This is a genomic window from Butyricicoccus porcorum (assembly GCF_002157465.1).
Taxonomy (GTDB): domain Bacteria; phylum Bacillota; class Clostridia; order Oscillospirales; family Butyricicoccaceae; genus Butyricicoccus_A; species Butyricicoccus_A porcorum.
Map to the genome: position 1 here is coordinate 1 of NZ_NHOC01000015.1, position 21,759 is coordinate 21,759.

Below are 21,759 nucleotides of genomic sequence, written 5' to 3' on the forward strand. Positions count from 1 at the left end.
TATGAGCATATACGTCTGGCGCAGGAAATATCTGAAGTATGGGATGGTGGGTCTGATGGCGAAGAGAAAAAGCATACCAAGGGAGCCGTTGTCTCAGGATCATGCATTGCCTGAATTTGAGGAACTGGAGAATCTTCGAACGCAACTCCAGGAACTGCAGTTTGAAGTAGATGTGCTGAAGGAGACCATTTCAGTCTTAAAAAAGACCCGGCATCGATCTAACGGTACTCAGAAACCGTGAAAGGCAGTGATCATCGATGCCTTGAAGGGGAAATATGCACTGCCAGCGCTGCTGTCCCGTCTTAAGATGGCCAAAAGCAGTTACTATTACCAGCAAGCTGTTATGAACAAACCCGACAAATATCTATCCCAGCGGGTACAAATCACCTCAATTTTTCACGAAAACAGGGGCATATATGGTTATTGTCGCATTTATCTGGCACTGAAGCGCAAAGAAATTATGCTCTCCGAAAAGATCATCTGCCGGATCATGAAAGAAGAAAAACTGTTGGTTTTGTGCTCGAATAAACGAAAACAGTTCGTATTTGGGGGAAATAATGCGCGAAGTAGAGAACATGATCTTACACGATTTCCATTCAAATCAGCCGTATGAGAAGTTGTGGGCGGATATCACAGTTTTTTCCCTTTCGAACGGCAAGCTGTATCTCTCCGCCATTATCGATTGTTTTGATGAAATGGTTGTGGGCTAGACGATCGGAACCTGCCCTAATGCCGATCTGGTCAACACCATGTTGGATCAAGTGATTGCTGATCTGCCAGAGGGATGTCATCTAATTGTCCATTCTGACAGGGGCTGCCATTACCGATGGCCGGATGGATTGAACGGACTAATGGGGCCGATCTCATTCGCTCTATGTCTAAGAAGGGCTGCTCCCCGATAACGCAGTCTACGAAGGTATCTTTGAAAGGGTCAAAACGACATGTTCTTTGGCTGCTTTTGGACAGAAGTCTAGCTTGACGATTTTAGCCGGGAGATTGACCGCTATATCAATTGTTATAACCATAAACGCATCAATTTATCTTTAGGCGGCTGAGCCCGATTGAGTATAGACATCATCTTGGTTTTGTTGCATCATCAGTCCAAGTGTTTGTCCGCACCCCCCTCCCTAGGTGCTATGCTCTTGAAAAGCTTCCAAATACCGAAATCGAGTGAACTCATCAATAAATGTGTATTGATACCATTTACAACCAGCTTCTTGCCCTACAATACAAGAAGCTGGAACAAATTTTACGTCAATCTGAACACGTTGTCCTGGATAGCGCATCTGCTCATAAGGCTTCGGAATGTATTTGGGATTTGGCAGTTTCGCTGCCATCATTCCCTGTTTCTTAAGAAACCGATACAGACCGGAAATAGAGCGAGTGTATCCACGCATGCGTAGCTTTACCCAGAATACTACCAGACCAGCATGAGGGTTTCTGCGCCGCATGTCATTGATGAGCTTGATTTCCTCTGGGGTATGCTGATTGGGATGGCTATGCGGTCTGTGTGATCGATCTGCCAGCGATTGCAGTGTGCCGTCGTAGCGATTCTTCCATCGATAGACATATTGACGGTTGACATTGTATCGGATAGCAGCCTTGGTTGCTCCATGTTTCAATGCGTATTCAACTATTGCTTGCCGAAACCGCATCTTCTGTGTTATTGTATTCATGGCGAATATAGTGCACCTGCCCTTCGGTTTTGTCTCGACAACTTAACCTTATCACAGGTTCGCTCTATATTCGCTTTTTATTTTTACTTTTTGTCACGCATCATTGTAACACCTACATACTGATTTATAGTTTGCGAGCATTTACTGTTGACAGTCACTTAATATTATGATATGCTATATACGAGGTGGGGATTATGCTACATGGTAATATTATGGAATTGAATTTCTTTGCTCATAATGTTAGCAAAGAATGCACTTCTTTACTTTGTTTTGTTTTAATAGATCAGTTGTTCAAATATGATTGAATGAACAGAGCAGAGTAAATGATATGTTACGATTAATATATTTATGAATAGCTCTGACTTTCTTTTTGAATGTCAGAGTTTTTTTGTGGAAATATATGAAATTAATGATCTTTGAATAAGTTACTTTTAAAAATATGTGCAACAAGAAGAGCAAAAAAAAGAATGGAACAATTTTCTACAAAGCAAATAAAATACTCATAATTTCAATAGGCATATTTGCTTTTTTTGAGCTTATTTCAATGTTTTATTTTATAACTAAGCATAATTGTTCTTTGATAATATTCGATTTGATTTTCGAAGCTTTGTATGATGATTATTCAACGTGGTTTGGCTTTTTAGAAACGACAACAACAATGGTTGTTGCAATTGTTGTTCTCTTTTATACCATTCGTGATGGTCAGAAGATGGGAGTTCCAACAAGAACGATTATGATGTATACATTTGGCTCGTATTCAATACCGATTTTACTTTTACTGTCTATGATATTAGTGCCTGCTATAAATTTGCTCAAGGTAACAGGAAATATGAATAGTGCTTGTTTAGCGATTTTCTTTTGCTATTATTTTCAATTGCTAACAATATTTGAGATTATGGCAATTACTAGTAGCCGGTATTCATCATTTATACTTGCTGAAGTTGGAAAGAAATATTTAAGAGCAAAGAAGTTAAAAGACCAAAAAAAAGAGACTTCACGAATTGTTCCACATTTGGCGGGCGTTCTTTTTAGTGATGAATCGTTATCAATAAAATTGTCGTATATAAATATGTTTATTTATGCTCCATTTTGTGAATCGGAAATATTTTTGAACATATGAACACACAAAAATCTATSATATAGCATCGAGTACTTTGAAACAAAATTTGATTCTTGAATATGATGATGAAGGTTTATATCAATATTACTATAATAATTTATATGAAGTATTTTTGAACAAACAGGACTTTAGGAGTTCGGAATATTATGGGCAATTACATGAAAAGTTGATAAGCTTTGTTAGAATAGTTACAGATATATACAATAATCAGAGTGGAAAAGATGTGAAAATAGAAGCAAAAATGCGAAAAAAATGTCTTTTAATTCTTTCTGCTATTCTGAATTCAATGATTATCACTGCTGAAGCAGGCGCCGAGAAATTTCTTGAAAAATTTTTTATTTTGACCATGAATTCTAGAATGGATTCACAGTCTGATTTAGGCTCTCGCATGTTTATACTTTATTTATTGTTTTTAGAGTTGCAAGAAGAATGTTGCGGAAAACAGCTATGTTTTGTAGGAGAAAAACTAATCCCTCGATTAAATTTAATTTTAGATGGGAAAAACAAAAAAACCATTATTCATGATGAATTGAAAAATATTTTATTTGTTGACAATAAGGGAAAGGATTTTCGTGACGATATTATTTCGATATGGAGGATTTGGTGTAATCAGTTTTTATATCTTTCGGATACCGATGCATCTCACGCACTATATCGGGCATTATTCACTATTAAAAAGGATTATGATATTACGGATGAGATTTCTATGCCAATTTGGTATGTGTTAAGATATATATAAAAGTGTTAATATATGTGGTGTGAGCGAAGGATAAAGATGAGATTACGGATTATTCAATTGATTAATAATTATTATACTGATGAGACAAAACCTGTGGATCCGAATACGCCTTTAGGAGAATTCTGTGCCTTTGGGTATTTTGATGCTTTGAGTATTAGTGAACCACATTCTCCGTTCGGGGAAAATGATAAAGATTCTATTTGGAAACATTCGGCTCGAGAAACTGTAAAAAATATTGATGGAAAATGCAGTCGTCGTAATATGCTTGCACTGATTCTAGATGATGAAAAAGATACGGATTTTTGGCGATATGTTAGCGAGCATGAATGTGAAAGCCCATTCCTTTTTTTATCAATGGTCCGGATTATACATTCAGAACATACGAGAACGTGTAACTTAAGCGAGGAAATTGACAAGGTCAACTCTCGGAAAGACATGATTGCCTATTTTTCATATGATTATTCTGATATGGTAATTTTGCATTTGCATAAGGCTTATCAATCTGGTGTTAAGACTGTATTAGAAATGCAAACTAATCTTGGAGCTAGTTTTTATACAATCTTGGCTATAAATGAAAAGCTACTCCAATTAAAACTGGATGCTTTCAAAGAAAAGGTGGATTGGAAATTTTATGTTAATGTAAAGAATGCAGCAGAGATACATTCATTTATTAATAGTATAAAAAACGAATTAGGCGGTGACGTTTCCACTTCTGATTTGCTGGGAGAGTGGGATTTAGTAATTGAGAAAAAATCAGTTGAATTTTCTACTATTTTTAAATTATATAAAATGGGAGAACTACTTACACACTCGAATCCTAAATTTATGGAGGCTTTTTATAATGCCAGAACAGAATTTCAATCAACAAGCTGAATGGATCACTGCTCAGATCGAAAACTTAAAAAAGCTTTTCTCTCTTTGTAAACAGCGAAATGAAACTATACTTTGCATGTATATTGAAGCAGTATTACGATTATTGAATACACTAGCAGCAATTCCATTTACTTCTTTGCACAGTTATGAAAAACAAATGTTTTGGAAGCCAATGAGAGTCTTTGCAGAGTTATTCTATCTTGCTGTGGATGAGGCATATAAATGTACTACAGCTAAAAGAAAACAAAGACTTATTTGCGAAATAGAGTTTGGTGTAAAAAATGTAGTGAATATTTATCAATCTCTCATTGATGCCACATCGAATACTGACCGTGAGATGGTTGTTAACCCTACGTTAGAAGCACATATATTTGAAGTATCACCGAAAATTAGTCTTTATTATGCTAAATTGCTGGACGAAATCTCGAAAACATTAACAGAAACTGAGAATTATGCGTTTATTTTGGCTCCAAGTTTGCAGACTAAAGTGGAAACTTATGAGCTTTTTGACAGCCAAATTATGAAAACGAGATTGCAGGATAACGAACGCCAGCTAATTGTAATTTTTATTCCGGAATCTATTATTGATCAAGTAGATATTATCCCTGTCGCTTTATTTCATGAAGTTTATCATTTTTTAACATCAGTTGAAAGAAATAGAAATTTAAGAGCCGAATGCCTTTTGAAACAGATGATATATGGAGTAGTACAATTAGTCTTTAGATTTAAAAAAATTCAGCTTGACCCTCAAACAATTAGTTTAATACACTTTTCCTGGTTTGCATCAATGAATAAGCACATATTAAATGTAATAAATAATGGCCAAGAGGAACTGTATTTTGATACAGTTGCAAGGATGTATTACAAAGAGTTTAATGAAGCTCTTTTGAAAGCATATAGCTTAGAGGGTATAGAAGATAAGATCTTAGATAAAAACATAACAGATTATGCAGAATTGATCAAGTATCGTAAGAAAGTAAAGGATGTTTCGTCTGAGATTCGTGAAAATATAGTAACAATTTTTTCGAAGAACCTAATTGCGGAATTATTGAAAACTTGGATTTATATATACAAAGAAGCTTATGCGGATTTAATGATGGTATTGACAATGAATTTGAGCCCTAAAGAATATGATTCTGCATTTGATCTTTTGACAACTGTATATTGTTATGATAAATTTCCAGTTTGGAATGATTTGATGCGGCAGTATTGTGTTAGTGGGGCAGTATACTCTTATTTGCAAAAGTATTCTAATGATTCTAACAAAGCGAAGGAATGGGGAGAATATAGAAAGAAACTTCATGATATTTTTAATAACGATTTAAACGAAGAAGATAAGAAAAAGCTTTTCACTGATACTTCGTCGATATTAATTATACAGAGTCAAGACGGTACTATCACAGATAATTTTGATAAGTATTTCGAGGAATGTGCGGAGTCTTTTTATAACAAAATAAGACGTAATAATTCTTGGGAGAGATTGCAAAAAATCATATCCAAGACAAAAAGAGGTAGAAATATAACTATTTCAGATATATTGTTAGACAGATTTTTCGATAAAGGAGATGAAAGCAGTGAACTTTGATGAACGTTTTACTACAGACGATGATTTTGATTTACTGAATATAGGGGTACAAGATGATGGAGAGAAAAGGCCTAGTTTATTTGTTGACATAGCTAAGCAGAGCAAATTCAAAGTAGTTATTAATGATGATGCAAGAACAGAAAAATATATTGAGTCATGGTGCTGGAAAGAGTGGGGATTTTAGCTTAGTGGATAAAATGATTAGCGGGAAGGAGTCCATCAGGATTAGAGGTATATATTGCTCATTATAACAGATAAATATATATCTGAATACAAGGGATTTTACTTTATCCATAATCATCCGGTAGGTTGGTGTTGTATACGGCAGTTCCTTCTTGAGCGTTGCTGTAGAAAGCGGTACAAGAGCTCCATCTGCACGGACATTTAGCCCCAGCGTATGGGAGAATAGCTCTACCTTGCCGGACAACAACTCCGCACTTAACAGTTTCCTCTATAATAGATTTGGCACGGGATGTTGTGATATAACATAGTTGTAACACCTCGACCTAATAGGATATAATCTTAGGAGGAAACGAGGTATGTCACAAATGAGTAAACACTATGAACCAGAATTTAAGAAGAAGATTGTTCGTCTCCATCTTGAGGAGGGAAGAACCCTCAAAGGACTTGCTGCCGAATATGGTGTATCCAAGGCAAGCATATCTATCTGGGTAAACCAGTTCCGCAAAGAATGCCAAACAAATGAAGAAGCCAAAGCTGATTATGATTACATGAAGGAGAATCTGCAATTGAAAAAGCAGCTGGCAGAACTTCAGAAGGAAAATGACTTTCTAAAAAAAGCGGCGGCATTCTTTGCGAAGGAAATCGATTAGCGGCTTATCGACTTATTCAGCAGTATGGGCATAAATATGGTGTCCGCTGGTTGTTGAAAAGACTGAATATCTTACCAAGTGCTTATTATAATTTTCTGAAAAACAGAAAATGTGATTATCATAAGCATAAGGACAAAATCAAGCGTGAAATTGTGAATATATACCACTCTCACAACGGCACAGATGGTTACAGAACTGTGCACGCTTATCTCCTTCGCAGAGGATATAACATCAGTCGCATAACTGTCCATAAATACATGAATACATGAATACAGAGCTTCAGTTATTCTCAATTGTAAGGAAACGTAAGCCGGACTATGAATACGGTGCACCTCACAAAGCATTTGAGAATAAGCTCCATCAGGATTTTAAGGCAGAATCCATTAACCAGAAATGGTGCACTGATTTTACCTGTTTATTTTTAACGAATGGCAGCAAACGTTATAACTGCACGATTATTGATCTATATGACAGAAGCGTTATTGCCAGCATTACCGACAAACACATAACCGCAGAGCTTGCAAAAAGGACCCTGCAGAAAGCAATCGATTCCCAGCCGGGCTTAGATCCCAGTTGCCTGATTCTTCACTCGGATCAGGGAAACCAGTATGAATAATCCGGCACCCGTGTCGCTGCTGTCCGGCGACAGGAAACCGCAAATCCGTTTTTAAGGAAACCGCCATTCCGGTGGTGGATATAGTGGCTCAGTTGTCAAGACAAAAATCTAAGATTTTTATAATGAACTGATATAGTGGACAAGTTACAAGAAACATGGGGAGAACAGTGGAGCACTCCCCAGATTCAATATATGCTAAGCTACATATGGCATCAACATTGCCGGATAGTAGCATTCAGCCGGTGTTTGGTAATCAAGTGCAGAATGGCGCCGCTCAAAGTTGTAGATGTGGATATACTGTCCGATAGCAACTCTTGCTTCCCTGATGTTGTTGTACTGTGTCAGATAGGCTTCTGCGGCACTCCGTAAAATCTTGTGTAAGCGATATTCGACAGAATCAGAGAATGACGCTAAATTGGACACATAGTGTAGCTTGATTTTCCTTGGCTGCTCTCTCTACGAGGGCAGCCGGTATCGCCCCCAAAGAGTGTGAATACTGGCTGAACTGTTCGGAAATAATACGGCCAGGGAAATCAGTTGGCACTTCGGTCAGCGAATATAATTTCAAGCTGATTGAGAATCAAGTCCCAATTCTGGCAGCGGGCATGCCAGTGCTTTGTGATGCGCTGAGCTGCCAGATACAGCATCCGTCGGAGTGAGTCATCGTTGGTGAACGATGGCTTATTCTTTGTGATTTGCCGGAACTGCCGGTTCAGTCCCTCGATAATATTCGTCGTATATATGATTTTCCGAATCTCCATGGGATATTCAAAAAACGTGCTCAAAATATCCCAGTTTTCTTCCCAGCTCTTTACACAGGAAGGATACTGACTGCGCCATTTTTCTGCGAAGTTGTGCAACTGCTGCGTAGCTTCTTCTTCAGTTACTGCGGTGTAGATCTTCTTCAGATCGGCTGCCAGCTGCTTGATATCTTTATAGCTGACATACTTGGTAGAACTACGAATCTGATGCACAATACAGCGCTGCAAACGGGATTTCGGATAAACTGCCTGAATCGCCTGCGGCATACCGCAGAGACCGTCCGTACAGAAGAGATAAACGTCTAAAACCCCGCGACTTTTGAGGTCATTCAACACATTTACCCAGAATTTGCTGGTTTCATGCTCTCCAATCCAGACACCAAGGATGTCTTTTCGACCATCCATGGTAATGCCCAGAACCACATAAGCAGCCTTGGTCACATATCGATGATCTTCCTTGACTTTGTAATGGATGGCATCCATGAAAATGAACGGATAAATGGGCTCGAGCGGGCGATTCTGCCAGGCTGTCACTTCCGGCATGATTTTCTCCGTGATTTTGGTCACCAGTTCGGGGGAAATCTCCACGTCGTACAGTTCTTTGACCTGCTCCGCAATATCTCTCTGGCTCATGCCGCAGGCGTACAGAGACAGAATTTTGTCTTCCATGCCATCAGCATTACGGCTGTACTTGCTGATGATTTTCGGCTCGTATTGACCATTGCGGTCACGGGGAACCTTAATATCGACTTCTCCCAACTGAGTCTTGACCTTCTTCTTGGAATATCCATTGCGGTAGTTTCGAGGTTGCTCGCTTTCCGGATCTCGCCGCTGGCAGCGCTCTCGTCCAAGTTCCTCATCCAGTTCAACTTCCATAACCTGCTGGATCACATCCCGGAACATTTCTTTCATCGCCTGCATGATATCGGCTGTGCTGGTGAAGTGCTGGCTCTGAACGTATTCCTTCAATAATTCCTGTGGTACTGGCTGCATAATCGTCGTCTCCTTACATTTCGTTTGGCTTGCTTCATTCTCGACCAGTCATTAGACGATTATACTGTCTTCTTTTGTCTTTTACACAGATTTTTCTGAGGTCTCGCTTCCTCATACTTGAAGCTGCGGAACCAGCGCTCAATCATGATGTTGTCTGCCCAGCGACTTTTTCCATCCATACTCTACGGATGTCGTTTTCCTTTACAAAGTCAATGTATTGCTGACTTGTAAACTGACAACCCTGATCTGAATTCAGGATTTGAGGTTTTGCCACTTTGAAAGCTTTTTTCAGGGCACTGATAACCATTCTGGTATCAAGTGTGTCATCCACTTCCCAGCCGACAATACAACGGCTATACCAGTCGATCACGGCTGTCAGATACAGAAATCCGCGCTTGATCGGGATATATGTAATGTCAATAGACCATGCTTGATTTGGCTTGTCTATGACCGCATTACGAAGAAGATATGGACATACTTTCGCCTGCTGCATTCGCTTGGAAAGATTCATCTTTGGATAGATCGGGTAAATATCCATCTCATTCATGTAGCGTCTTGCCTTGCGGCGCCCAACCTGGTCCACGGGCTTTTAACTGTGCAGACATTTTTATATGTTCATTGATAGTGCGAACATCAACATCGTACAGCGTAGCCATCATCTTCTGCGTCAGCCATATATTTTCATCTTCGTAGCGCATCTCGATACTGTCCTGTTGGTCTCCGATGGAGGCAACATAGGTCAGATATTCCGCTGCGCTGGAACGAATGGTTATTTCATCTTTTTTCTTGGCCATGAAATTCAGCCCCCTTATCTTTTTTTGCGATATCTGTATGGAATCGTCAGAGCTTTTACATTTAAATTGGAAAGCATTGCTGTACAGATGTCGTCATGCTATTTTCACAACCTTCTCACTCTACGCCCAGTGCTTTGAAAACAGCGTCCTCTGCGCTCTGGTACGGAATCAACTGGAATGCACTCATCAGTTCAGGTGGTACTGTCGCAAAATCGATAAATGAAGTGCTGGGAATCAGTGCCTTCTTGGCACCGCTGTCGAGGCAAACCTGTAGTGCATTTGCCAGCTCGTCTACCTTCATCATAGTGCCGCTAATGCTGATTTCACCAAGGACGACAAGCGACCCTTGTGTCGGCTTTCCGAGTGCGATGGAACACAGAGCAATTAGTGTAGGCAGCGCCAGCTTTCCGGTCATACCGATGCCCTGTAAATCCTGATAGTTGATAATATAATCTTTTGTAGTCGTGCTGATGGAGCCACTGATACGATTGCCATTTGCTTTCAAGAAGTTAAAGGCCGTATTGGTGGCTTCTTTTGCTTCACGGTCACTGCCGATACCGGTGCATTCAAACTTACCGCTTCCCGGAAGCATCTGGCTCTCCAGACGGAAGACACCGATCATGCCGGACTTACCGTGAGAAACTGTGTATACCTGTCCCGGATTGCACATACCTTCAGGAATCAGCTTGCCGCCGCTCTGTTCGGGAACAGAAACATAATGCTCAGACATATCCTCTAAGTCTATGTAGGAGAAATTGACATCGTAGAATTCCATGCCGCCGAGCTTCTTCAGCTGTTCTTTTACACGACGACGCATTTCCAGAGAAATTTTCAGGACTTCTTCCAGCTGCTCCTTTGTAAATTCTCCATCCGGATACAGGAGCTTCAGATAGCCGTCTACCATTTTTCGGACGGCAATGGTATCACGCTGATTGAGGTTCTTGCCAAGACGGAAGTATCTGTCCAAAGCATCGCCGTACTGCTCTTTACGAAGTTCTCTGATGAACTCTGCAAGATAGTCACTGATGAAACCATAGTCGTTGGTGAAATGCTCTGGTCTGAACTTCGGAATTTCCCATCCCGGCAGGTAACAGTGCATACGGTCAAGGAAAGCCGTATCGGTGCCCATCTCAGGGGGGAACGGGTCAAACAAGCTGCTTGTCTTCAGAAGAACATCTACGCTCTGATTGATATTACCTACGAATACCATAGAGGCAGAAGCAGCCTTTTCTTCTTTGCCACGCACAAATGAACCGGATGCCATATAGTCCTTCATGATCTGGATGCCATCTTTATCCTTGAAGCGGATACCGGCCACCTCATCGAAAGCAACGCAATCCCAGAGGCCTACCAGTCCTATGGTCTTTCGCCCCATGTTATAAAACAGGTTTGCTACCGTAGTCTGTCCTCCAGAGACAAGGATACTGTTCGGAGAGATTTCCTTGTACAGATGGGATTTACCGGTGCTCCGAGGACCAAGCTCGCACAGGTTGAAGTTATTCTCAACCAAAGGAATCATACGGGTCAGCAGCAGCCACTTTTCACGCTCGGTCAGTTCGTCCGGCTCCATACCAATAGAACGAAGCAGAATGTCCATCCATTCTTCTTTTGTGAAAGCCTTACGACCTTCCTTCAAATCTGCCATTTCAATGTGAGGCATCTGGATCGGAGTTAGCTTACGAATCTGAATCGGATTGCCGTTCTTCTTTTCTTCCTCGATGAACTCATATTCCAGTTGCACGATGCACCAAATACCACCGCAAAGCAGGCGGTCAAACTTTTCGGGATACTCATCCTCAATCGGCACATTCGTCAGTCCAAGGTTGGAGAACTCAGCTACATAAATATTTCTTTTGATATCCAGTCTAACCGTGATCATATCGATAACGGTGTGGCTACCACGGCTGCGGAGCTTAGATAGGATTTTCTGCGCCTCATCCGGTCTGACAAAGTTATCAGCCAGAATACGCTTAACATTGTTTACGCCTTCTTCGATGATGTCATCTTCATCAGAACTGCAATACTGACCGAGCAGGAACTCCAAAACATAGACGGGAACATTGGCACCTTCCTTGATATGCTTGGTTAAGTCCTTGCGAACGATTCTGCCATCGAAATACTGACGCAGTTTATTTTTAATAACCGAACGTTTATCATCTGTTTCCATGAAAGCATCCATTGTGATTACCTCCTTGTTTAGAATCCAAAGTCGAAGTCGTCTGCAAAGGCAATGTCCATGATGATTTCATGTCGCAGGGCTTCAAGTGCGTTATTAGCATCGTAAGCCACCAGATAGTATTTCTGATCCTTACTGTATTTCTTGTTCTTGAAGGAGAAGCGCAAGCGGAATACTCGCTTCACGGTAGTCGTATCCTTCTTGTCAGCAACGTACAGATGCTCGTTAGAAATCTTTTCGCCATTGCCATCGACGAAGTAGATACGGTAGGTTGTTTCCTTAACTACATCGCTGACAGCATCTGTCTGAACAAAGTCCAGAGAGGTGATCAGATTCGTAATCTTGGAAGTCAGACTTACCAGAGCAATCTGTGCTGTTGTTGTTTCTTTGTATCTCTTCTCAGTCTTTACCTCGATAAGAGGAACCAGCATTTCCTGAGGGGAACAACCGCCGTGAACATAGTTCATACCGGAGCCAGGAGCCTTAAAAATATCAGCTCCAACAGGATAAGAAACCATACGCTCATCTTTGTTCTGCATCATAGTTCCAATCGCTGTTGCAGTAACACCTTCGGTTGCTACTGCTTCGGCAGAAAGGAGATAACGGCGACCCAGAACATCAGCCGCACCGGATATAGAACCAATTTTATCGCTCTCAGCCAGTTTGTTTCTTCTATAGAGGAAACCGTGGTCAGCTGTTACGATGAAACGAGATCGGTTGGCGCTGGTAGTCAAGCGGCGAATCAGTGCAGAGATTTCATCCACAGCTTCGGCACAGGCATTGAACACTTCATTTTCCGTGTTCAGCTTGTCACCTCTGGCATCAATCTGGTTATGGTAGATATAAACCACATCCTGACGAGTGAAGATGCTGCGGAGATCTGCCACGCTCAGATTCTTGATGTCATCATACTGAACGCATCTGCTGGCAGGTTTATATTTCTGTAGAATTGCCTGACGCTGCTCCAAAGTGTCGGTTTTCTGTCCGTCAACCAATACGGAATAATCCTCGGTCAATTCCAGACTTCTATGAGGAAGCAATGCAGCCATACCACACTGTGTGATAGAAGGTAGAGTGCTTGCCATCGTTTTCATTGTTGCGGTGCATTTCTCGTCAGCCTGCAATTTTTCAAGCAGGGTCATGCCGACTTCATATCTGAGGGCATCGGAGATAATGACAACCAACTGATCTTTCGAGTAGTTTACGTTACGGCTGAAGAAATCAGGCTGTTTCATAATCTGCAAGGATTCCAGTTCTGTACTGAATAGGTCATTCCAGTTGGTGCAGACCTTCGCCAGATATTCGTTGGAATAGATATTCTCAACCAGTTCTTTCAGCTTGTCGAACCTTGTCGCATCTTCGAGCTTGTCCAGATAGTAATAGAAATAACGGTAATAGCGATCCATCTTGTAAAGCTCGCTGGTGTAGTTCTTTACCATCTCATTCAGGCTTGCAGAAGGAGCATACTGAGAGCCGGAAATGATATTCCAAGCGTTCTGCAGCACAAAGTATTCGTAAGCGTAGCGCTTGCCAAAATGTCCTTGACGACGCTGTTTGGTAAGCTGTGGAATAGTAGTGTCACCCAGCTTTGCAGCTACATCTTCCAATTCCAGTCGTTCTGTAACCCATTCAATCAGAAGCTCGTCAATACCTGCAAAGATACCGCAGGACACTAGAGCTTCCGCAGGGAGCTTTCTGAACTCTACTTCTGCTTTCAGACTGACATAGATCATCTTAGAGATTACATCAAAGCGTTCTCCATAGATATAGCTGTTCATCAGGTTGTCGATAAATGCGATTACATTGCCAGACTTGAAACTGATGAACGGCTTCCATGCAGCCGGCATATCCGCAGGAATTACCTTGGCTGCATAGGTCACGAACATTGTCATCGTGAACTTCTCAAGGGTAGGCTTCTCGTCTGCATATCCGAATACATCCTGTGCCTGACGCCAGAACGCATCCAGAAGGTCATATTTCTTGAACTCTGCCAGATACGGATTATCTTCAAATCCTGCATCCGTCAGAACGGTACGAAGAACTTCTTCATAGGAAGGAGTCTTGCACTTACAGAGAACGCTCATCAGAGCAATCTCAATGGTATTTCTGTTAAAGGTTTCAAGCTCCAGATCGTAGAAAGCCTGAGTACGCTTCTTCTCTCCGAAGAACTTGATGTAGTGCTGGATCACCGGCTTGTAGCGTTCATCAATGCCCAAGTCGATGGTCAGCAAAGAAGCTCTGTCTGCGAAGAACTCTTTGGAATACTTGATCGTATCTGCCAGATGGTTCTCACGAATGGTAGGCTTCGCAAATGGAGCGTACACCAGATAATTCGTTGTGGTGTCTACACACTCTAGGAAGTATTTTGTATAGAACTGGTTATCCGGTTCCAGATGCAGCACTTTGGCATTCACCAAATCCAGCGTGTCTACATCGTCCACAAACTCAGCACCCTCATCATACCAAAAGACCAGCTTGCGAACTTCACCGGAAAACTCGCTATTCAATTTATCTGTAATTTGTTTTAGGTTAAGTTCAGCCATTATTCCACCTCTTTCATCTAATCTTATGAAAGATTATATTTCATCAAGTTTGTATCGGTGTCTCTGGGAGCCGCAACACTGGATATATAAACCATACTGTCCTAACTTAGCTTCCAGTGAGCAGTTACAACGTGTGCAGTGCTGACCAGTATCACCATGGCGATAAAAGTACCGTTCAACCAAATCTACATTAATAAGGGCTGTTTCGTGGCAAGCAGGATAACCTGTGCAGGCTAAGAAGAACTTGCCCTTCTTACTTTTCTGCATTTTCATTGGTTTTCCGCAGGAAGGACACTTTTTGTTTGCCAGCACATAACTTGCGAACGTATCGGTAATCGCCTTGCCTTCTTCATCTGTGCTGACTATTTTACTCTGATCTACAGTCTTACTCATTTCCATAAAGCCATAGAGCGATGCCGCAGTATGCGCCCCCTCAAAACGAATCACCGGACGGTATCTCATCTGGAGAATGCTTCCCTCTGATTTGAACTTTGCATCAGAGCTTGGCATACCGAACCACACAACCTTTTTGTCGATCAAAACCACGGGATTTGCGACAAACGGATTCTCTATTGCAAGTGGTCTCAGAACAGAAGGAATACCTTGCTTGTTTTCGGCTCGGAGGTATACCTTGATACCTTTTCCCTTGGCAGTTTGCAACGCTATGGCCAACTGTCTGGAAAACACATCTTCTACAGGCTTATCTGGAATATCTATTCTTATTTCACGTCGGGCTTCTGCTATATCTTTAAGGAACCGACGATTTCCTTCATCGTTATCAAAGAAACTCATGGTGCTGCCGCTGATTGCAGTACGCTTTTGAGAAAGCTCCTGTCCTGTCAGACAGCTTGGTTTTCTTCGTTGTCCTTCAATCATGCGCTCAAACATAAGGCTGCTGGATAGGTTCTTATTGTCCATGTAGGCGATATTTGCCACACCGATAAACTTACCCTTGGCTCTGGTCAGAGCGACGTTGAAAAGTCTGTTGGCATAGCTGTTTCCAGTGGAAGTAAGCAACATCCCCGGATAAGGCATACGATAACAGTCAACCGCATCGTACACGATAACATCCTTTTCAGAACCCTGGAACTGATGAACCGTAGCACAGGCAATCAGCTTCAATTCCGGATTTGCATCAGCAACATCTCTTGCCATTGCGTGAAGCAAACGAGATTGTGCATGATACGGAGTAATAATACCAACTTCGTGATTCTTGGCAGCTTCTAATGCCAAGGAGAAGGACATCAAGGCACTCAGCACATTTACTCTCGAATTATCACCGGTCTTGGTACAGACCGACATCATACCGGACAAATCCGCAAATGCCATAGCATGACCTGTGATAGGCTTCTGATCTACAATGCCACGACGGTTCTTTTCCATTTCTTCTGTGGAATGGAGCAATCCTCCGTACATTGTTCGGCTTGCAAAATCAGCAATACGAGGGTGCATTCGATATTGAGTGTCCAACATACACAACCATTTATGGTTTCTTCCGCTATCTACCGCAGATGTAATCCCGCAATACTGGAAAATATCTGCGTTCAATGGAGAGATTCCGTTGCTCTGCACAATAGGTGGAAGCTGTCTGAAGTCTCCCATACAGACAAAATGCTTCTTCGCAAGGCTGGCAGCGAAAACGATCTGCGGAATATAAGCCATACTGGCTTCATCAAAAATAACTACATCAAACTCACAGTCTCGGACTGCGCTGTCAACGACAGTCTTAGAAACAGTGGTCGCAACGAACTTTGCATTCTTAACGGTTTCTTTTTCCTCGGATGACAATTCATTTCTGATCTGCGTGAGTCTGCGCCCAATCTGAACATATCTCGGAGAAGTTCTGGGCAGCTTCTTACGTTCTGCAATCAGATCCTGACGCTCTTTGAGCAGTTCAGGATGATTGTGAATTGACAAGTTGTAGGAAGTTAAATACCTGTGTTCAAGCAGGTCTTTGTGCCTTGCATAGCCGTATCTCACAAGAGTTCCCGGCTTCATGTTCGGCTTCATTTTATGTACTCGCATGATAGCACCGTCTACAGATACATTACTGTAGGACAGCATCAATACACGGTTGCCTTGCTCAATATGAGCCAAAGCGATCTTCGCCAATGTTTGGGTCTTGCCAGTTCCCGGAGGACCCAGACAAAAGTGATTGGCTGATTTTTCGACATCTGAACAGCAGCCTGCTGTCCGGTCGTAATTTTGTAATTGCCATAGTCAATTGACTTGTGTCCATTACAAATCAACGCTCTGACAATTTCAGACGGATTTTCTAAAATACCGTCCAAACGGTCATTCAAAGAGTTCAGCAGTCGCCAAGGCTCTGCGGAAAACTCAAGAGTAGAGACATCGGCACCCAAATCTGTGCTGCTTGCAATTATGACAGTAAAATCTTCGCAGCCAACAATATGACCCGCAATGCTTGTGTCACCTTGCCAAATGCTGATCTGAGTTCCTTCGGGATAAGTTAATTCATCGTCAGCTTCAAAGGTATAAACATAGCGTCCGTTCTTGACCTCAATGCGTTTACCATCAAAGATGTGCTGTCGTTTGCCACCGGTGGTCTTTAGATAAACGATCTCAGCGGTTATTGCTCGTTTATATTCATTGCAGAAAGCCGCAACCGAATTGAACGGGCGAAGTTCTACAGTTTTCCTCGACTTGGAACTGGTTTCCTGCATCTTCTTTGCAAAGCGACGGGCTTCAGCTTCTTCCATAGCCTGTTGCTTTTTCTTACGTTCCTGATCTTCATGCTGTTTTACGGTGGTATCTGTTTGAGCAGCCGCTTCCGCATCCAACAGCTTCAGGAAGGTTTTAAAGCAGGTGGGATACATGAATTTCTTGGGATCAGCCTCCGTCACGAACTTGACGGAAACATAGGAGGTATCCTGTTCAAGAATAACACCTTCCCCAAACTTATTATGTTTTACTTTCTTTCCAATCAAGTCCATGTCGGGGCAATCCTTTCTTTTAATTCAACGTATAATGTATATACACTTGAATAGCTTCTATTTCTTTTTTGCGCCTTATTGTAAGCACTTTTTTGAGTATAGCGTTTTGGGCTCTCAACGGAGCTAATTCTGGACAATAAGGATGGTTTTGCATATACCACTCTTGTGATTCCATAATAAACTGTTGCATGGCTTTGTTGGAATACAGAGCTTTCATTTCTCGCTTTGACGCAGTACCTACAACATTTCCGCTTTGTATAGAATATATTTTTCCATCCCACAAAGACAATTTGTATTTTCCATCTTCTGAGTGACCATGCGGAACAGAAGGGTTCGGATCATCATCACCCTTATGAAAAACCCATCTTTGTCCAAAAATTTTCTCGCTTGGATGAAGATTGGTGAAGTGCGGCTGTTTTTCCACCCTACGCTTAATGGTTATTTTACGAGGTCGCTTCATTATATCTTAGCCAGGATCTGCATCTTCTTGCCGTCTCTGCCGGTCTGAACCTTTTCGTAGTTGACCTTTACGCCATCGTCCAGATCAATGTCGATACGGGACAGGGCAATGTGAGCCAATTTTGCATCATAGTCCTTAGTTTCCTTCAGCTGCTTCTGAAGTTTATCCTTACGCTTGGTTGCCTTGGAAACTTCACGAGAAACACTACTGTTGTCGATGGTTTCCTGCATACGAATAATTTCACGCTCATAGGTGTGCTGCATTTTATGGAGATACTCAACACGCAGATTACCGACGGTATCAGCGTTCCAACGGTGCATATAAACCAAGGCTTTGAAACCGTTCTGTTTGCCGCTGTCAAAGAGCCAGTAAATCGGGCGTTTCTGGTAAATCTTGATATGATCCTTCATAAAGTTATTCAAGAAGTAGTTGCGAATCACTTCACGAGAGGTTGCACCCTTGTTGCCGAGAGCCTTTGCGATGAAATCAAGGTTTGCTTCCAGATTTTCTTCACCAAATGCCTTCTTCATCCAGCCGACGAACTGACCGACAATATCGTCCTCAAAGTAGGCTTCGTCGGTAATGGGGATGCAGTTATCCATGTCGGGAATAAACGTGCTGTATTTGCTGCTGTCCCATTCGCCACCAGCATAGGCAAGCCCCGGCTCATCCAGAGAGTAGCGACCAAACATACAGCCAACCGCATAGGAAAGCAAGCTACGAATGTCTCTGCCCAAGTCAGCCTTGCGAACAGTGACATCCTTATCTTCAACTTCAGGGGTCAACTCATCCTGAAGCCCATAAATGTCGATAAAGATACGGTTCAGTTCTTCTTCGTTGGCTTTGAGCTGGTTGAAACGGTTTTCACAGAGTGCTTCCCATTTTGCATAGGAATCAGACAAGGTTGCCTTATGACCGCCATTCAGATCGGGAACTTCAGCGGCAAGGATGAGAGGGTGAGCAAGGAAGTCCCAGGAGGTTTCAAAGGAGTCCCAGTCATTTTTTGATTCTCTGACATTTTGCTCCGCCACTTTTGAAATTGATAGTTTCCTTTTCTCATCAATAATAATCGGAAGGTTGTCCATATCTCCATTTTGCAACGATAACGAAGGATTAAAAACTTTAATATAAAACTGTGCAACAGGGCTTATAAAGAAACTGAGTAGATAATTAAGTAGTTCTGTGTCATCATTAAATATCATAGGGCCCTTGTTGCTGTCGAAGGCACTTCCTGATGGGCTAAATCTAAATGTATTTTTTGCACTTGTTAATGCCGTCCATGTTATTCCTTGTCCGAAGTATACATCTGTGGCATTAAGGTCAATCGATGTACCGTATTTTTGAGAATATCGTCTTATATTTTCTCCGCCGTCCTGAAAATCAACCACCAAATCTCTGTTTCCGTACCAGTTACGACCATCGCCGCCTTTGTTATAAGGAAACCATTTGGCGCCAGAAGAACAGCATTCGTCATAGTTGCTGCAGTTTAGATATATTGATGGATATGCAACTTCCCACCAGCTCTTTATGAAAATGTCATTTTTCCCTGTCTTTGCACCTGATCGTGCCCTTGCGATTGAACGCAATTTAGGATTTCCATCAAAGGCATCAATGAATGCATCACTCACCCAATACGCCACCGGCGCTCCGGGGATTTTTGAGAAGTCGGATTGTTGGGCGGCATATCGGTTCTCGCCAGCAAGAAACATATCTTCTTTTCCTTGCTGGGTAGTCGGTTCAATTAACCGGCAATAAGTACCCTTGTAATCCATATGGCTTTTACGCAGCACAAAGCTGGTGGTTTGTACTACTTCACCGCCAATCTCTTCAAAGGCTCTTGCTCCGAGGTGTACCATATTGACGGTATCTGTCATCAACAGTTTCGTACGCAGCTTCTCAAAGCTGGACAGGAACATCCATGCGTGCTGTGTAATCATTGCCTGATAGCAATTCTTTGCTGTCATTTGACCACAGCGTTCAATAAACACCGCAAACAGGTCGCTTTTACTGTCAGAATAATTGTCTTTTACATACTTTGAAAGTCTTGCACTCATGCCACTTGCGCCCATGTATGGCGGATTGGTCACAACCACCTCATACTTCTGCGCCATAACATGAGCAATTTCAATCAAATCAAGCAACTGTTCCTGTGTCTGGTCGATACCAATGGTGTCCAGACTCATCTGGCCTGCATCGTCGATACTTTCCGCAAAACGCTGAAGCAGTTTCCAATCATAGTTCTCTACATTCAGAATAGAACCGTATTCCTTCGCATCAACCATCGTATCAAGCAAGCCGGTAATTTGGAGCATTGCCTCGTTTCTTTCGATAGAGCTGAGATCTGCACCGAAATATTTCATCTGACCACGATTGATGCTATTGCTTTCCTCAATGGCATACACATGGGGTTTGATTTCACGGGTAAAAATGCGACGGTCGTACTGACGAGCTTTCATCATAACTGCAAAGTATGCCAACTGTGCAGCACGCTTATCAATATCCAGACCGAACAGATTGTTTTCCAGAATGGACTGTGCTGCATCTCTCTGGGTATAACCCTGAGACTCGTAAATCTGCATCAGCACATCGAAGCAATACACCAGAATATGACCGGAACCCATGCAAGGGTCGATGACCTTGATATCTTCCGGATTCAGCTTGCGGTATTCCGCCCGAATCTGTTCAAGCTGCGCCTGAACACTTGCTTCCTGCTCGGCTTCTTCCAGATAGTATTTCCAGTTTTCTTTCAGGCTGTCGTTTGGATGACCTTCCACCCAAAGACGACCAAGGCTGTTTTCTACCATGTAGCGAACGATCCAGTCCGGTGTGAATAGCTGGGTTGCCGCCGGAATACGTTCCTTGGTGATCTTTACATTCTTTTTCAGCAGAGCAAAGGTCTCATCCTTCGGCTCAATGTTGTAATACTGGTACATCCAGCCGATGATCTCAACCTGACCTTCTTTTTCAACATTGAAGTCGTCCTCGGGGATATCATGCACCAAATGATATACCACACCATCGCGATCCGTGAAAGAAATGCTGAGAAGCAGTTCAGTATAGTGATTGGTTTCCTCAAACAGCTCAGGAAGAATCTCATGGAGCTTGTTACACTGCTTGACGAAAAGCATACGGAATAACTCATCCAGCTTGTTTTCATCCTTCATCTGCATGATTCTGTCCTGTTCCGCCATCGTAAACTCCATATCGGTGTCAAAAGGAGTGGTCACAAAATCAGGCTCATTCTTAGCAGGGTTTTCAGAAGAAAGTACACGGATTCTGGAAGGAAGATACTCGTTGACTTCCATGAATCGGATCGCAATCAGTCGGTTAAACCAAGTGTAGGCAACTTCTTCAATCACTGCCTTCAAAGCAGTTTTGTAATCGCTTGTACGCTCTTTTTCCTGAATGGCTCTGACCAGAGCATTTCTCTGTTCAATGTCAGCGCCTGCGACCTGCGCATAGTCCTTTGTGCCAATATCAAAGAACTGCAAGTCTTTAGAGGACTGAGGAAGTGGCTGGGAGATGCCTTTCTCGCTCACGCCAATCAGTCCTGCTTTATATGTAATGTCGGCAATGAGCTTATTTCTTGCCCAAACCGCAAAATTCTTTATAGCTGTTTTGTTCATCGCTATACCT

At 42.1% G+C, this 21,759-nt stretch carries 16 protein-coding genes and 4 pseudogenes; 9 read left to right on the forward strand and 11 right to left on the reverse strand.

The annotated features are described in order from the left end of the window. From CBW42_RS12495 to CBW42_RS15460, 3 genes and pseudogenes are all read left to right on the forward strand, one after another. Nucleotides 1–241 (forward strand): annotated as a pseudogene (locus CBW42_RS12495) (hypothetical protein); the annotation flags it as partial. Nucleotides 242–343: 102 nt separating this feature from the next. Continuing rightward, entirely contained in the window at nucleotides 344–613 is a 270-nt protein-coding gene (locus CBW42_RS15455) for an IS3 family transposase (protein WP_407922979.1), read from the forward strand. A gap of 373 nt (nucleotides 614–986) precedes the next feature. Next, nucleotides 987–1,055, forward strand: a pseudogene (locus tag CBW42_RS15460) (IS3 family transposase); the annotation flags it as partial. 72 nt (nucleotides 1,056–1,127) lie between these two features. On the opposite strand, the gene CBW42_RS12505 reads toward CBW42_RS15460, so the two are convergent. After that, complete coding sequence (locus tag CBW42_RS12505) at nucleotides 1,128–1,676, reverse strand: helix-turn-helix domain-containing protein (protein ID WP_087018092.1); 549 nt, start codon at nucleotides 1,674–1,676, stop codon at nucleotides 1,128–1,130. Nucleotides 1,677–2,220: 544 nt separating this feature from the next. On the opposite strand from CBW42_RS12505, the gene CBW42_RS12510 reads away from it, so the two are divergent. The 6 genes and pseudogenes from CBW42_RS12510 to CBW42_RS14845 form a co-directional block, all read left to right on the forward strand. Continuing rightward, on the forward strand, nucleotides 2,221–2,796 hold the full coding sequence (locus tag CBW42_RS12510) for a hypothetical protein (RefSeq protein ID WP_133058315.1): 576 nt from the start codon (nucleotides 2,221–2,223) through the stop codon (nucleotides 2,794–2,796). A gap of 34 nt (nucleotides 2,797–2,830) precedes the next feature. Continuing rightward, nucleotides 2,831–3,535: a hypothetical protein gene (locus tag CBW42_RS12515; RefSeq protein WP_133058316.1), complete on the forward strand. Its 705-nt coding sequence runs from the start codon at nucleotides 2,831–2,833 to the stop codon at nucleotides 3,533–3,535. A 36-nt stretch (nucleotides 3,536–3,571) separates the two neighbouring features. Next, the gene (locus CBW42_RS12520) at nucleotides 3,572–4,408 is read left to right on the forward strand and encodes a hypothetical protein (protein ID WP_087022145.1); all 837 of its coding nucleotides are present in this window, start codon (nucleotides 3,572–3,574) and stop codon (nucleotides 4,406–4,408) included. After that, nucleotides 4,377–5,993 carry a hypothetical protein gene (locus CBW42_RS12525; RefSeq protein WP_087022148.1) on the forward strand — a complete coding sequence of 539 codons (1,617 nt, stop codon included), beginning with the start codon at nucleotides 4,377–4,379 and terminating at the stop codon, nucleotides 5,991–5,993. Before CBW42_RS12520 ends, CBW42_RS12525 begins: the two co-directional genes overlap by 32 nt. Next, nucleotides 5,983–6,177, forward strand: coding sequence for a hypothetical protein (locus tag CBW42_RS12530; protein ID WP_087022150.1), 195 nt, complete (start codon nucleotides 5,983–5,985; stop codon nucleotides 6,175–6,177). Before CBW42_RS12525 ends, CBW42_RS12530 begins: the two co-directional genes overlap by 11 nt. A 355-nt stretch (nucleotides 6,178–6,532) precedes the next feature. Further along, nucleotides 6,533–7,436 (forward strand): annotated as a pseudogene (locus CBW42_RS14845) (IS3 family transposase); the annotation flags it as partial. A 201-nt stretch (nucleotides 7,437–7,637) separates the two neighbouring features. On the opposite strand, the gene CBW42_RS15185 reads toward CBW42_RS14845, so the two are convergent. From CBW42_RS15185 to pglX, 10 genes and pseudogenes are all read right to left on the reverse strand, one after another. After that, complete coding sequence (locus tag CBW42_RS15185) at nucleotides 7,638–7,865, reverse strand: integrase core domain-containing protein (protein WP_278308600.1); 228 nt, start codon at nucleotides 7,863–7,865, stop codon at nucleotides 7,638–7,640. Between the two features lie 110 nt (nucleotides 7,866–7,975). After that, nucleotides 7,976–9,196, reverse strand: coding sequence for an IS256 family transposase (locus CBW42_RS12545; RefSeq protein WP_108721065.1), 1,221 nt, complete (start codon nucleotides 9,194–9,196; stop codon nucleotides 7,976–7,978). Between the two features lie 142 nt (nucleotides 9,197–9,338). Continuing rightward, nucleotides 9,339–9,743: a DDE-type integrase/transposase/recombinase gene (locus CBW42_RS15465; RefSeq protein WP_165761181.1), complete on the reverse strand. Its 405-nt coding sequence runs from the start codon at nucleotides 9,741–9,743 to the stop codon at nucleotides 9,339–9,341. A 58-nt stretch (nucleotides 9,744–9,801) separates the two neighbouring features. Beyond that, nucleotides 9,802–9,990, reverse strand: a pseudogene (locus tag CBW42_RS15470) (cell filamentation protein Fic); the annotation flags it as partial. A 115-nt stretch (nucleotides 9,991–10,105) separates the two neighbouring features. Continuing rightward, nucleotides 10,106–12,169, reverse strand: a complete 2,064-nt coding sequence (gene brxL / locus CBW42_RS12555) for a protease Lon-related BREX system protein BrxL (protein ID WP_087022159.1) — start codon at nucleotides 12,167–12,169, stop codon at nucleotides 10,106–10,108. A 17-nt stretch (nucleotides 12,170–12,186) separates the two neighbouring features. After that, nucleotides 12,187–14,709, reverse strand: coding sequence for a BREX-1 system phosphatase PglZ type A (gene pglZ / locus CBW42_RS12560; protein WP_087022162.1), 2,523 nt, complete (start codon nucleotides 14,707–14,709; stop codon nucleotides 12,187–12,189). A 33-nt stretch (nucleotides 14,710–14,742) separates the two neighbouring features. Continuing rightward, the gene (locus CBW42_RS12565) at nucleotides 14,743–16,806 is read right to left on the reverse strand and encodes an AAA domain-containing protein (RefSeq protein WP_242969881.1); all 2,064 of its coding nucleotides are present in this window, start codon (nucleotides 16,804–16,806) and stop codon (nucleotides 14,743–14,745) included. After that, nucleotides 16,773–17,663: a hypothetical protein gene (locus tag CBW42_RS15060; RefSeq protein WP_242969882.1), complete on the reverse strand. Its 891-nt coding sequence runs from the start codon at nucleotides 17,661–17,663 to the stop codon at nucleotides 16,773–16,775. The genes CBW42_RS12565 and CBW42_RS15060 overlap by 34 nt, the downstream gene beginning before the upstream one ends. 19 nt (nucleotides 17,664–17,682) lie before the next feature. Then, nucleotides 17,683–18,123, reverse strand: a complete 441-nt coding sequence (locus CBW42_RS12570) for a hypothetical protein (protein ID WP_087022164.1) — start codon at nucleotides 18,121–18,123, stop codon at nucleotides 17,683–17,685. After that, nucleotides 18,123–21,749 carry a BREX-1 system adenine-specific DNA-methyltransferase PglX gene (gene pglX, locus CBW42_RS12575; protein WP_087022167.1) on the reverse strand — a complete coding sequence of 1,209 codons (3,627 nt, stop codon included), beginning with the start codon at nucleotides 21,747–21,749 and terminating at the stop codon, nucleotides 18,123–18,125. The genes CBW42_RS12570 and pglX overlap by 1 nt, the downstream gene beginning before the upstream one ends. Between the last annotated feature and the right edge of the window lie 10 nt (nucleotides 21,750–21,759).